15 protein-coding genes are annotated in these 13,696 nt (G+C 52.7%); 11 read left to right on the top strand and 4 right to left on the bottom strand.

Translation table 11 applies throughout. From position 1 onward, the window contains the following. The first annotated feature begins 36 nt into the window (after positions 1-36). On the top strand, positions 37-1,272 hold the full coding sequence (gene alaC, locus NYE92_RS08120) for an alanine transaminase (protein ID WP_013026618.1): 1,236 nt from the start codon (positions 37-39) through the stop codon (positions 1,270-1,272). 50 nt (positions 1,273-1,322) lie between these two features. On the opposite strand, the gene ypdK is transcribed toward alaC, so the two are convergent. The 3 genes from ypdK to NYE92_RS08105 form a co-directional block, all read right to left on the bottom strand. After that, complete coding sequence (gene ypdK / locus NYE92_RS08115) at positions 1,323-1,394, bottom strand: membrane protein YpdK (protein WP_006120362.1); 72 nt, start codon at positions 1,392-1,394, stop codon at positions 1,323-1,325. A gap of 198 nt (positions 1,395-1,592) precedes the next feature. Further along, positions 1,593-2,621: an HlyD family secretion protein gene (locus tag NYE92_RS08110; protein ID WP_014605319.1), complete on the bottom strand. Its 1,029-nt coding sequence runs from the start codon at positions 2,619-2,621 to the stop codon at positions 1,593-1,595. A gap of 6 nt (positions 2,622-2,627) precedes the next feature. Further along, the gene (locus NYE92_RS08105) at positions 2,628-4,229 is read right to left on the bottom strand and encodes an MFS transporter (RefSeq protein ID WP_064374156.1); all 1,602 of its coding nucleotides are present in this window, start codon (positions 4,227-4,229) and stop codon (positions 2,628-2,630) included. Positions 4,230-4,379: 150 nt separating this feature from the next. On the opposite strand from NYE92_RS08105, the gene NYE92_RS08100 reads away from it, so the two are divergent. From NYE92_RS08100 to NYE92_RS08080, 5 genes are all read left to right on the top strand, one after another. Next, on the top strand, positions 4,380-5,165 hold the full coding sequence (locus tag NYE92_RS08100) for an IclR family transcriptional regulator (protein WP_013026614.1): 786 nt from the start codon (positions 4,380-4,382) through the stop codon (positions 5,163-5,165). Positions 5,166-5,172: 7 nt separating this feature from the next. Further along, on the top strand, positions 5,173-5,625 hold the full coding sequence (locus tag NYE92_RS08095) for a universal stress protein (RefSeq protein WP_064374155.1): 453 nt from the start codon (positions 5,173-5,175) through the stop codon (positions 5,623-5,625). Between the two features lie 9 nt (positions 5,626-5,634). Next, positions 5,635-6,444, top strand: coding sequence for a hypothetical protein (locus NYE92_RS08090; protein ID WP_013026612.1), 810 nt, complete (start codon positions 5,635-5,637; stop codon positions 6,442-6,444). Positions 6,445-6,702: 258 nt separating this feature from the next. Continuing rightward, positions 6,703-6,984, top strand: a complete 282-nt coding sequence (locus NYE92_RS08085) for a lipoprotein (protein WP_014605322.1) — start codon at positions 6,703-6,705, stop codon at positions 6,982-6,984. Between the two features lie 467 nt (positions 6,985-7,451). Next, positions 7,452-8,327 (top strand): SMP-30/gluconolactonase/LRE family protein, encoded by an 876-nt coding sequence (locus NYE92_RS08080; protein ID WP_014605323.1) that lies wholly within the window; start codon positions 7,452-7,454, stop codon positions 8,325-8,327. A gap of 32 nt (positions 8,328-8,359) precedes the next feature. On the opposite strand, the gene NYE92_RS08075 is transcribed toward NYE92_RS08080, so the two are convergent. Continuing rightward, positions 8,360-9,580, bottom strand: a complete 1,221-nt coding sequence (locus NYE92_RS08075; protein ID WP_072404082.1) for an MFS transporter — start codon at positions 9,578-9,580, stop codon at positions 8,360-8,362. Between the two features lie 265 nt (positions 9,581-9,845). Between NYE92_RS08075 and NYE92_RS08070 the strand changes: the two genes are divergently transcribed. From NYE92_RS08070 to NYE92_RS08050, 5 genes are all read left to right on the top strand, one after another. After that, a complete protein-coding gene (locus tag NYE92_RS08070) occupies positions 9,846-10,085 on the top strand; it encodes a hypothetical protein (RefSeq protein WP_013026608.1) in 240 nt (79 codons plus the stop codon). Between the two features lie 382 nt (positions 10,086-10,467). Continuing rightward, complete coding sequence (locus NYE92_RS08065; RefSeq protein WP_015699794.1) at positions 10,468-10,797, top strand: STN domain-containing protein; 330 nt, start codon at positions 10,468-10,470, stop codon at positions 10,795-10,797. A gap of 321 nt (positions 10,798-11,118) precedes the next feature. Continuing rightward, positions 11,119-11,652, top strand: coding sequence for an RES family NAD+ phosphorylase (locus tag NYE92_RS08060; RefSeq protein ID WP_014594232.1), 534 nt, complete (start codon positions 11,119-11,121; stop codon positions 11,650-11,652). Between the two features lie 56 nt (positions 11,653-11,708). Next, on the top strand, positions 11,709-12,077 hold the full coding sequence (locus NYE92_RS08055; RefSeq protein WP_015699796.1) for a hypothetical protein: 369 nt from the start codon (positions 11,709-11,711) through the stop codon (positions 12,075-12,077). Between the two features lie 1,023 nt (positions 12,078-13,100). Further along, positions 13,101-13,676 (top strand): fimbrial protein, encoded by a 576-nt coding sequence (locus NYE92_RS08050; protein WP_013026604.1) that lies wholly within the window; start codon positions 13,101-13,103, stop codon positions 13,674-13,676. Positions 13,677-13,696 lie beyond the last annotated feature (20 nt).

The raw sequence follows: 13,696 nt of genomic DNA, 5'->3' as shown, positions 1-13,696 counted from the left end.
GGACGGTCCGGGCGCTAACGTTTTCCAGAGGATATCATGGCTGATAACAGCACAACCCGTCGTTTCTCACGCATTGAACGCCTGCCGCCTTACGTATTTAACATCACCGCTGAACTGAAGATGGCTGCGCGTCGGCGCGGTGAAGACATCATTGATCTTTCAATGGGCAATCCTGATGGGGCGACGCCGCCTCATATCGTAGAAAAACTGTGCCAGGTGGCACAACGCGAAGATACGCACGGTTACTCGACGTCGCGGGGAATTCCTCGTCTGCGCCGCGCGATTTCACGCTGGTATGAAGAGCGTTATCAGGTTGATATCGATCCGGAATCTGAAGCTATCGTCACGATTGGCTCCAAAGAAGGCCTGGCCCACCTGATGCTGGCAACGCTCGATCACGGCGACACGGTGCTGGTGCCTAACCCCAGTTATCCTATTCATATCTACGGCGCAGTGATCGCCGGTGCCCAGGTGCGTTCTGTACCGCTGGTGGAAGGCATTGATTTTTTCAATGAGCTGGAGCGTGCCATCCGGGAAAGCTATCCCAAACCCAAGATGATGGTACTGGGCTTTCCCTCGAATCCGACGTCTCAATGCGTCGAACTGGACTTTTTCGAACGCGTGATTGCGCTGGCGAAGCAGTATAACGTCCTGGTGATCCACGATCTGGCTTATGCCGATATCGTTTATGACGGCTGGAAAGCGCCTTCTATCATGCAGGTGCCGGGTGCACGCGATGTGGCAGTCGAATTCTTTACCCTGTCTAAAAGCTACAACATGGCAGGCTGGCGCATTGGCTTTATGGTCGGGAACAAAGAACTGGTCGCTGCGCTGGCACGTATCAAGAGCTATCACGATTACGGGACTTTTACGCCCTTGCAGGTGGCGGCGATTGCGGCGCTGGAAGGCGATCAGCAATGCGTGCGTGATATTGCCGAGCAATATAAACGCCGTCGCGATGTGCTGGTAAAAGGGCTCCACGAAGCGGGCTGGATGGTTGATATCCCTAAAGCCTCTATGTACGTGTGGGCAAAAATACCTGACCACTACGCTCATCTCGGTTCACTGGAATTTGCCAAGCATATGCTGCAGGAGGCGAAAGTCTGCGTCTCGCCAGGCGTGGGATTTGGTGATTACGGTGACACGCATGTCCGCTTTGCGCTGATTGAAAACAGCGATCGTATTCGTCAGGCAGTAAGAGGGATTAAAGCGATGTTTCGTGCTGACGGCATTCTGCCAGGCAGCGTGAAAAGCATGGAAGAACAAATATAGTACGCCACTGGGGCGACCGTCTGTCGCCCCCTACGGACTGCTTGCAGAAACTACAGCATCAGCACAAAGGTGCCGACCCAAAGCAGTACGAAGAAAGAAATTCCCATCAATGCATATTTCACACACGAACTCCTCTGAGCGGTTACGATATTGGCGATCCCGATCCAGCGCAACGCGGACAGAAGGGATAAGGCCGCCGTTCAGGTCAACGGTCAACGGTTTCCCGGACGAACTGAATAACTCAGTACAGGATCGGGGCTAATCTACGCGTATTCAGACCGAAAAGAAATAGTTTGGTTCTGAGAGTTTGTTCACATTTTTTACTGAGTGTTAATTTCCGGAACGGCGGACATCCCGACACGTAACTGGGCCAGATTCGGCTGCCCTTTATCCAGCACAATTTTCACCGGCAAGCGCTGAACGATCTTAGTGTAGTTGCCGGTCGCATTGTCGGGAGAAATCGCCGAGAATGTCGCGCCCGTCGCGGGTGCAATGCTGTCAACATGGCCGGTAAAGACCTGATCGGGTAACGCATCCACTTTGATGCGCACGGGTTGCCCGGGGCGAACATCTTTCAGCTGCGTTTCCAGATAGTTGGCTGTGATATAGGTTTGCTGCAGCGGTACAACCGCCAGCAGACGCGTGCCAGCGGAAACCCAGGCCCCCAGCCGCACCGTACGCTGTCCCACCATGCCTGCCACCGGCGCCACAATACGGGTGTAGGAAAGATTCAGACGTGCCTGATCGACGTTGGCTTTCGCCGCGGCGACATCGGCCTGTGACGACCTGACGGCCGCCTGCAATACGCCAACCTGCTTAATGGCGGCAGCCAGCGCCGCTTCGCTCTGGCGCACCGTGGCCGTGGCCGAACGCTGTGCAGAACTGGCTTTTTGCTGCTCGTCTGCGGCCACCGTACCGCTTTTATAAAGGCGGTTATAACGTTCAGCACTCTGACCGGCATACTGAGCCGTGGCCTGGCTGGCCGCGACGCTGGCCTTTTGCTGCGCAATAACTGACTGCTGTTGCTCCAGCTGTGCCTGGCTGCTCAACAGTTTGGCTTCACTGACCTGCAAATCAGCTTCGGCGCTTTCAAGCGCCACGCGATAATCGCGATCGTCCAGCGTGGCTAAGCGTTCGCCCGCCGCCACCTGCTGGTTATCCTTCACGTCGATATGGGCGACATAGCCGGACACTTTTGGCGCGACGATGGTGTAATCAGCATTCACCCAGGCATCATTAGTACGATGATCGTTACGGGTCATGACCGCCCAGACAGCCAGCGCCATCGCCAGTAAAACCAGCAGCAGCAGTGAAAGCAGCAGGGTTTTTCTCATTACTAAAGCACGCATATTCAGTTATCCCGACGTGGAGGTTGCAGAGTGGATCAAGGTTTGTGGCGGCCAGACCCGCTTGGGTAGCAGAGCAGTGATCAGCAGCAGCAGCAGCGCAAAACCGATCAGCAGCAGCCAGGTATCACTCAGGCCGAGCACCAGCGCCTGGTGCTTGACCTGGGTGGCGAAAGCACGCAGGTTTTCAACAGAGCTTGCGCTGCCGTCTGGCAGAAGCGGATAGCGGCCACTGGCCTGGCCGCTGTCGGGGGCCGTCATCAGCCAGGGTCTGCTGGCCGCCTGATTAATCAGGATGCTGGAGTGAAACTGCTCACGATGGCTGACGAACCATGACACCAGGGTTGAGGCGGCGATGCTGGAGAATCCCCGGACGGTATTAAACATCGCCGAGGCGAACGGGCCTTCCGGCGGGGCAACGACGCTGGTGGCGCTCATCAGGACCGGCAAAATGACCATCGGTTGGCCCGCGGCCTGTAAGGCCTGAATCAGCCAAAAGTTTTCTCTCGCCCAGCCGGTGGTGATCTGCATGCCGAGCAGACAAGCGGCGATAAGCAACCCCAGGCCGAGCGACAGCACCCAGCGACAGTCGATCCAGCGAATATTCAGCAGGGCGGCGATAAAGGGCGCGATAATCAGCTGCGGTAAGCCGATGGTTAAGGCCAGCGGCGCAAACTGGGCAATACGGAACCCCTCAACCTGAGCAAAATAGGTTGAGGGCAGCGCCGAGCCGGACAGTGACACAATGAGTACGCCCGCCAGTACCAGCAAGCCGTGCATCAAATTACGCCGCCTCAGCATCTGCAACTTAAACAGCGGCAGCGGATGAAACCACTCGTTAATCAAAAACACAATCAGTAGCGGCAACGCCGCAAGAAGCATGGCCGCAATGAGCTGCGAATCCAGCCAGTCGAGCCGTTCGCCTTGCGTGAGCACCAGAACGACCAGCGCCATGCCGCTACAGCCGGTAAGCATGCCAAACAGGTCGATCTGCTGAAACCGTTCGGTGCGCAGGGGATCCTGAGGTAATCCCCAGGCCATCAATACGAGGGCAATCAGCATGCCGGGCACGACCTGCCAGAACACAAACATCCAGCTGACTTCATCTGTCCAAAAGGCCGCCAGCGAGGCGGCCATGTTCGGGCCAAACGTGGCGGTAAGCGCATAGGCGCCCAGGCCATAAAGCTTAATCGGAGGGGGCAAAAATCGCAGCGCGACGGTCATCAGCATCGGGGGAAGCGCGCCGCCAAACAGGCCCTGCACGACGCGCAAGGCAATAAACAGAGCAGGGTTCGTCATCAGCGGCAGCAGCACGCCGGATAATAAAAAACCGGCGGACATGATCAGCGAAAAACGGCGCAGGGAAAACGTCACGGCAAACCACGGCGCAATCATCATGGCGGCGACTTCGGCGGCCTGATAAACAGAAATAATCCAGCTACCCTGGTCGTAGCCGATGCCCAGCGCGGCACGAATATCGGCCAGGGCGATATCACTGACCCGATCGTTAAGGCCTGAGGTCAGTGCGGCGATCCAGACGCCAAGCAGGCCTAATGCCAGTCGCAGGGTAAAGGGATGCAGCGTCGGCGCATTGCCGGGCCGGGTTGTCATAGCAGGCGCTCTCATTATTATGGTTCGATGTATTGCAATGCGATACATCGCGGCGATATTACATGGCAATATGCTGTATTGCAATGCGGTACATGCTGTAAAACGTGCGCTTTTCGGGTTACAGTAAGTCAGCTCAAAAAGGACGACGCTATGACTCATCAATCATCCAGCCGCGAGGATGAAAAAACGGGCGGCATTCAGGTGATTGCCCGGGCGGCAAAAATTCTTAATGCCTTAGGCGAACATCCCGGTGGCATGAGCCTGGGCGAGATTGCGCAGGTGGTCGATCTGCCGCGTTCCACCGTACAACGTATCGTGGCAGCGCTGGATAGCGCAGAGCTGGTGCGAAGCAGCGGGGCGGGCGGGCTGCGCCTGGGGCCGGCTTTGCTGAAACTGCTGTCCAGCGTCAACACGGATGTGGTGGATTTAGTGAAACCCCTGCTGGAAAAACTCTCTGCCGATACCAATGAAACCGTATCGCTGGCCCGCGCAAGCGGCTCACAGCTGGCGGTTGTACATTATGTTGTGGCGTCACGCGAGCTGCGTGTGGTGCCGCGCATCGGACTGGATCTGCCGCTTTACAGCACCTCAGGCGGCAGAGCATTGCTGGCGCTGGAAAGCGATGCCGACGTGCAGGCGAGGGTAGGCGATGACTGGCGCGAACTGACCGATAAAACGGTTAAAACGCTGGCGGCGCTTTTGCAGATGATTCACGAGGTGCGTAAAACCAGTATTTCCTACGATCGCGGTGAAACGCTTGAAGGCGTTTCAACCATGGCTTTCGCGCTGGATACGATCTTCGGCCGCTTTGCGGTGTCATTACTGGTGCCTACGGCACGTTTTAAGAAACACGAGGCACGTTATCGTGAGGAAATGCTGCAATGTAAACAGGCGCTGATTCGCGAAATTGGCAAAATCGCCGCTGTTGAAGGATAACGTCCCGATGAAAACAGTCTTAATGGCTATTGATAACACCCCCGTTGCGAAGAAAGTGATTTCCCTGACGATTGAAGAAGCGCTGGCACATCGTGCAGAAGTGATGGTGTTATGCTGCATCGATCCCGCTTATTCATCCTGCAACCAGCCTATCGATATTGATGCAGGTGAAGATCCGGCGGATTTTGTCGCGGCTCAGGATGAACAGAATACCGCTGAAATGGTGGTGCGCCATGCGCTGGCCCCCTTATTGCAGGCTGGAATCAAGGCGCGGGGCATGATACTGGCCGGCGAAGCGGCGGACACGATTGTGGCGCAGTCGCAACAGTTAAACGCCAGCATGATTATTATGGGGCGACGCCATTTGTCTCCCTTTAACCGTTTATTGAAAGGATCTGTGAGTGCGGCCGTTGTTGAACGCGCGCATTGCCCGGTACTGATTGATGTGCGTAAGGATTAACAACGTAGTATGACTTCCCTGCTTTTAATTACGCTGGTGGCCTTTGTGCTGCTGGCGATTATCATTTTTATGTTGGTCAGAACGACCCGGTTGCGCGTCTGGCAGGGCATCGTCCTGTTTATCCTGCCGCTCATCCTGTCGAATATTTTATTGTTCAAGTGGATTTTGCCTCAGCAACAGCAGGAAAAACGCTACGAACGGGCTGCGGACTATATGGCGCAGGCAACGGTCTATCGGGTATTGCGTACTCAGGAACCGGCCCTGTGGCAATTACTGACACGCGAACTCGCCCACAAACTGCGTGAAGGGGAACCCATGATTCAGGCCGTTGGCGAGCTGAGAGGCTGGCTGACGGATGTGATTAATCAGCGTCTGATGCGCGCGTCAAACCATGCCATCGTTAATTACATTGGCGTTTCTGTCGAAGAAATGCAGGCGCTAAATAAACGCGATCCCGGCCTCTGTTTTCAGTTTCTCTATCCGCAGGTAAAGGGCGGCGTGAATCTGGCAAAAACGCTGCCGGCCGCGCTGAACCAAAAAGAGGCGGAAGCCACTGAATATTTGCTGCTTAACAGCCTGGCGGAAGAACAGCCGATGGATCGCGATCAGGCTCAGGATGATTTGAAGAATATTGTTGATCGCCTTTACCAGAAATGGGGCGACAAGCTGCAGCAGCTCAATATGCCAGCAGACACGGCAGTGGACCGCTCTTCAATGTGTGCCATGTCCATCGATCTCTACAGTGCAATTCTCGCACTCCCGGACAAGCAGGCCGCGAATCTGCTTCGTAGAATGATTGCGCTTTCCGGTGAGGGATAAGCAAAAAAAGCCCGCTTAACGCGGGCTAAATTGAGAGGCTTTTTTTTAGTGAGGCTTTTTATTAGTAGAGTCATACCTGGTGTTGTGCTTTGACTGTTTCTCGTTAGATGCAGTTTCGCAGTTTAATGGCACATTATGCCAACTGTTTAACCGTATTGAATCAATTGGTAAAACTTCGTAAATACGCGACAGTCGCGTACTATTCCTATAGATACGCATTTTGCAGCACCTTACACTGCGTCAAAATGTGAGGGAAAAATGAAAAAAACACTTATTGGTGCACTGGCACTTATTTTGCTGAGCGGCTGTACCGCCAGCAAACCCGGGGCGTTTGAGCGGGTCGATGAAGACACCTCCTCAAATACGGTACAGTACCGTTTCGATCCGTCAAAAGTTAATCGCGATGCCATGGAAATTGATGTGGCGAAATACTGCATGGATAAGGGTTTTGATAAGGTAGAAAATCTGCCTGCTCAGGACAGCACAATACCAGGCCTGAAGAAAACCTGGTATCAGTGTAATTACGCGGTGAAGAGTTAACGAATAAAACGAGGTGGGATTGAATCCCACCTTCTTTTTTATATTATGCTGTGTGAAATCTTTGCCCTTCAGTTTTTCTCATATCTGGCGGACATCCTTTCCTGTTGCCGCCTGTCGCTATCCTGCCCTGATATCATTTTTGACCCGCTGATAAAATAACCCGCTGATACTGTGGACAGGACTGTGGTACTTAATGCTTTCATACGACATCTCCACTTTTTCGATGCTTAAAATATTACGCTGAAATAGTGGAGTAAACATGTAGCCAGTGTAGAGTTACTTCGATAATTATTTCTTTATATTTCAAAATGGGCGGTGGCGGATAAAGAATCTGACTATTCCAATCAGAACAGGATGAATAAGCGCTAATATGCGTAAGACCTGTCTTAAAAACAAGTAAGAAAAGCGTTGTCCCGGTTGGGGAAATCGGAGCTACATTATTAGCAGGTCTATAAAGGGAGGCAAACATGGCTCACAAGGTAAAAAATATTCTGCCACTTCAGGCGGAGTTAGGGGAATGCCCGCTTTGGTCGGTAAAGGAGCAGGTATTGTGGTGCGTTGATATCCTGGCACCGGCGATTCATCGTTTTGATCCCCTTAGTGGCGAACTGACGACCTTTCCTCAGCAGGAGGAGGTAGGGTGCATAGGCTTGCGTGAACAGGGCGGTATCATCGCCGCGCTGCGCGGTGGCGTGTGGCTGCTGGATGAGCAGGGCAAACCACAGAAAAAAGTGGCTGATAATCCCGGTATCGCGGAGAAAAGCCGGTTCAATGACGGACGTGTCGATCCCTGGGGCAATTTCTGGTGCGGCAGCTTGTGGGAGCCACAGGATAAAAACGGCGGTTTGCTGTGCCGTGTGACGCCAGACCTGAAACTTGAGGTGAAAGCGCGTGATATCAAGATCTCAAACGGCGTGGCATTCTCCCCCGATCGCCAATGGATGTATCACACGGATACGCCCAATGCAGTGCTTTACCGCTATCCGTTGGATGCGCAGGGCGAACCGGGCGAGCGGGAGGTTTTTCGACGTTTTGACGCCAGCGGCGGTTTACCCGATGGTGCAGCGGTAGACAGCGAAGGTTTTTACTGGTCGGCACTCTTCGATGGCGGCCGGGTTGTGCGCATCCATCCTCAGAGTGGTGAAATCGTCGATGAGATCAGGCTGCCGGTTAAATGGCCAACGATGGTGGCCTTTGGCGGCAGCGAGTTAAAGACGTTGTATATCACCAGTTCACGAGAAAATCTCAGTAAAGAAGATCGGGAACGTTATCCGGAATCGGGAGATATTTTCGCGGTTGAGCTGGACGTGGCCGGCATGGCGGAACCGCTGTTTCGCGGCTAAAAAGGGAGGCCAGGCTGTCCTGGCCTCTGAAATTACTGGCGTTGCAGCAACGGCGCGCTCCCGGACTGACTCTGCGGCATCCGGATAGTGAGCGACAGCAGTAAGGACATGACCAATAGCGTCATGATAAGGCTGAACGTCACGGTAAAACCGCCAAACAGTGAGGCAACCAGCGATCCCAACACGCTGCCAATGCCGAACCCCAAATAAATCAGACCATAGTTTTTCGTCAGGTTATTCAGGCCGAAAAAGTCACTGACCAGCGAAGGGAACACGGTAATCGTGCCGCCGAAGCTGAAAGCGACACAGGCCAGCGACAGGAAAAAGGTGGTCTGGTTCATGTGCGTAAACAGTAATACGCTCATGCCTGTCAGAGCGATCAACTGGGCCAGGGAAATAACCCGGATACGAACCATTTTGTCCGACAGGACGCCCAGCACCAACCGACCACTCAGGTTAGCGACGGCAATGACGGTGACCGCGTTAGCCGCTGTCTGAGTGCTGAGGTGCACCAGGCCTTCCCCGATATCTTTGGCGACGCCAATGACGTAAAGCCCGCTCATGCACGCCGTCAGGAACATCAGCGCCAGCATCCAGTACTGCGGAAGGCGCACTGACTCAGCGAGCGTATAATTGCGGGTTGCCTGATGTTGCGCCGTTGACGAACGTTGCAATGGCGCATCGCGCATCATCAGCGCACCGATAACTATCATCGTCATGGCTAATAACCCCCAGAGAATAAAGGTTTTTTCAAGCCCAAACTCAGCCAGTAGCGCTCCACAGATAAATTTGAAACCCAGGCTGCCCAGGCCGTAGGCACCAATCGCGCAGGCGGATATCATCCCTTTACGTTCAGGAAACCATTTCACGCAGTTAGACAATGTCATCAGGTAACCTGCGCCGTCAGCCAGCCCCAGTAGAATGCCTGCGCTCAGGTACAGCATGACCAGGTTATCGGCATGTGAAGTCAGCCATAAGCCCAGCGCCATCATTAATCCCGCGCCAATCGTCACCTTACGGACACCAAAACGTTCCTGCAGCTTACCGGCAAGCGAAGAGGCTACCGCCAGGCCCAGACTCAGTAATCCAAATGAAAAGGCCACCTGGCTCACCGATGCCGCCAGCTTTTGCGACAGCTGACCGTTAAACAAACTCCAGGTATAAACCGATCCCAACGCAAACTGGGTAATCACTGTGCCGAAAAGGGTTAACCAGCGTGTACGCTGACCAACAGCCTGTTGTCGCTCATTCATTATTTTTACTCCCACAGGAAAACTGGAAACTGCGGCCAGATTAAACAAATGCCTGACGCGCGGGAGGGAAAAGAGCATGAACGGAATGCAGAATGGAATGAAATGCCGTGAGAGCGGCATGAATGGCAGGCGCGATAAACGTAACCAGACTAACCATGTGATGAGTTCAGGTAAACAGACGTAAGGGAATGTTACAGGTAGCGGTTTTTACCGGCAGGTTGCGTGTTTTTTTGCCAGGCTTAAAGTCCATTCAACAGGAGGAAATATGAAAGACCGGACATATGAATCCATCACCAGTGAGGATGAAGTTTGCTGCATTATCGGTCAGGCAGTGATCGAATTGAGCACAGAGCAGCAGCCTGTCACGAAATCTACGCTGGCGCTAAAATTATTGTCAATGGCGGATCGTGACAGCGACGATGAGCGAGTTCTGCTCTACTGGATTGCGCGCAAGGCGATCAATCAACCACAATATCTTGTCAATCAGCAGCAACAATGGGCATGAGGCTCTGACAGGAAAGGGTTCCACGCCCGGTACGGTTCAGCGTAACGCACAGCGCGTAATCGTAACGCGTACAGCACACCTGAAAACTGACCGTAAAATCGTGGTAAAGCCAGGGATGGCATCGACCTCCTCATCTCCCCCAGTGATCTCTCTTCCCTGACCCGGCTGCCGTTTCACTTTACATTCTGATCTGTCTCGCGCTGTGGCGCTTCCCGATGCTGCGGCCCGCGCTCTGGTGAGTCTGACGCAGGACGGGGCGGTTCAAAGAATCGGATGAAAGACGCCCGCGGACCTGTGATCACACTCAGACATATTCCCCCTGCTGACAGGCTCCACCCGTTGTGGGAATAATGAATGCCTGTTTTCCCTGCCGGAGAGGTTTATGAATTCAGTCCCCCTCAAGTGCCTTGGCGTAATGATACTCGCTATCCTCGCTACGGCATGCAGCCCTTCATCCAATGGTCACATTCCTCTGGGTAAATGTGACGTCAAAGGGACTTACAGTATAAATTTCCCACGCTTTGACGAAACGGCACAGCAGTTAGCCCATGCATCTGGCTGTTTTATTGAGACGGACTTGTCACGAACCGGCGCTGTCCACGTCAATCCTGTGCAGGGAACCATGACGATTCGGGAAGCGGTCAGTCAGGCGATTAAAGGCACCTCACTTACCATCGTGGCGCAAAAACCGGACACCATCACCGTTGAATAATCAGGGCGAAGAATATGCGTAACTTAGCGGCGCTAACAGGAATGGTGTGGCTCTTATCCGTGTCAGCCTGCTACGCCGGTCATGGCGGAGCGGACAGCAATGGCGGAAGTGGCCTTCCAGGAAAGAACGGGCAACGCGGGATGGCGGGCTGTCCCGGTGGCACGCCACGCTCAACAGACGGTCACTTTTATTTGCCGGGTACACAGGAGCGGTGCAATCCGCCCTCTGCCAAAAAACACCACTGGGGCCCGCAGCGGAGCGTTGAGAGCATTTAGGCTAACCCGCCTGAATGCCTCACGGGCACGTTAAAAGGTGAGAACGATGAACCCTGACGCTTTTTTGCCCCTTGCGGGCCAGTTTTATCGCGCGGTGTTATCTGAGAATGCCCGGGCTGTCCTCGCTGCGCCCGGGCTGCAAAGTGCTGGTCGTTATCATCGGCAGGGGCAATCAGCGTTATATATGAGCCCCAGGCCTGAATGGTCTGTAATCGCGGTTTCAGGTTACATGCGGGAAGATGGCTTACCGCGCGTGCTCATTCCGCTACGCGTGATGGGGGCCAGGGTTGTCGATCAGCGGGATAAAGCGCGTTGTCTGCAAATGGGAATTATCCCCGAGCTATCGAATCGCCCCTGGCGTCCCGCGCTGCAGCAGGGACAAACGCCGGACGCCTGGGAAAATGCGGACAGAGCAAGAGCATTAGGCGCCGATGGGATAATTGACTGTTCCCGTATGATTCCCGGCGGTTGGCACCTCTGTCTGTTCCGCTGGAATACAGAGAATGCGCCATGCGTTGCGGTATGCGGCAAACCCATTACGATCACGCTTTCACAGAATGGCCCCAAATGGGGATTATAACGGGTGCAGTGCAGCCGAAAACCTCCCCTCTGAAACCCTTCAGACAGGTGAATAACATGAGAACCGCTTCTCTGCTGCTGTGCTCGCTCCTCCCATTAATGGCCCTGGCGACAGCGCCAGATTATCCGGGATGCGACCTCAATGTGCAGCATCAGCTGATGGCGGCGCCAGTTGGCAGCATGACGGACGTGCGTGAGGCGCACATTGTTATGCGTGCCGATGTCCTACAGGCCGATATCGGCAAAGCCCGGAAAGCGCGCCAGCTCACGCAGCCAGAAGCCCGCGCGCTGTGGCAGGACATTGCACAGGTGCGCAAAGACAGTGCCCGGTGGGTGAAAGTCCAGGGGTTTTTAAGTGCGGCGGAGCGGGCCAGTTATGACCGCGCGCTGGATCGCGTGGCGGTGCAACTCTGTAAACGCGGATGAACCCTGACAAATTAATGTTTTGATCAAAATGGATAATCTGATTTCACTGTCAGTTGCCTTAAAAACAACTAAAAAAGCAATGCTTTTCTATTTTCATAATTCATATTTATAACGCCGTTCACAATTATACGCTTTTCCACTCTTTAACCGAAAATACCCTACTTTAGCTTTACTAAAGCCTGTGTCCGGAAATCACAGAAAGGATGGACGTTATGCTCGCTATCCCTGCCGATATTTGCGCCCGGCACGTCACGCGCTTTAACCGGCATTTTCCTGCCAGACTGTAAACATGCCCCTCAGAAACTATTTTTTTATTTATGAATGTTTTTAACGAATCAATGTGGTTTGGGGGCTTTACTATGTCGTCATAAAACCGGCCTTTCGCCAACCGCGGCATCATGCAATGTGCCCGGCGCAGGGTACGCCTTAAAATCACATCCGCAGGTAAAATGCCGCTGGCGGAGCTGGAAACGATCGGATTTTTCACAAGCGGAGGTCAGGTGCAATGAAATAATTTCGAAAAAGGATAATATTATCCGGAATAATTATTAACCGTGTGGTTTGTATCAAGTCATAATTTTTTGACATGGGCGTCATCATAACGAACGCGTGCTGTGCGCGCACGAATCTATATTGGGAATGTTATCACTTTGAGAAGAAAGCAGATGCCCTTAAGAATATTCGTCTCACTTAATATGTAACTCTGATGTATTTTACTTTTCGATCTTTAATTCTACATTTTTACACTTTAATGAGATAATAAACTATAGTTTAAATTTATCTGGTTTTATCTACTTTGCGGCAAGATTAAATTAGTATTAAAGATCGTATATACATTTAATTTCTTTATTTTGTTTGTAAATCAAAAACTCCAATGCATAATTGGCTTTGCCAGTTTTAAGGTGTGTTTTTAATTAATTTCTATGCTTTTGTTAAATGTATAAATATTTGTTAAATAGATATTGATCTGTTTGATGATATTTATTTGTTATTGCATTAATCAATTAACGGGATTAAATAGGTATGAAAATTAATAAAGTTGCAGTGGTTTTGATGCTTGCTCTGGGAATGGGCGCAACAGGTGCGCATGCGGCCAATCAGGGACAGGGAAAAATCACTTTCCATGGTCATATCATTGATGCTGCATGTTCCATCGGGAGTGACAGCGAAAAACAAACTGTTGAACTGGGCCAGATTTCAGCTCGACAGCTAGAAGATCAAGGAACATCCAGCCCAAAAGTTTTCACTATTGATCTGGAAAACTGCCGCATGAACAGCACCGACGATGGCAATGGTAACACTGTTATCACCTCGCCAACGGTGAAAGTGACCTTCGGTGGAACGGCTGCAGTAAAATCCGATGGCTCCACAGATAATAATAAGTTCGGCATTATGGGCACCGCATCCGGTGCGGGCGTGGTGATCACCGACGCGTCCAGCGCAATTATTCCCGTTGGCGGTTCCAGTGAAGCCCGTACCTTAATTGAAGGCAATAATACGTTGGCATTCTCTGCCTATCTGCAGGGACTGGACGACAATAATGCGATTAAATCCGGTGAGTTTACCTCGATTGCTGACTTTACGTTGGCGTATGACTAAGAGCTGATCACAAACGTTTC

It is taken from the genome of Pantoea sp. B566, from assembly GCF_024793925.1.
Taxonomy (GTDB): Bacteria; Pseudomonadota; Gammaproteobacteria; order Enterobacterales; family Enterobacteriaceae; genus Pantoea; species Pantoea ananatis.
This window is presented reverse-complemented; position numbering and strand designations above follow the sequence as displayed.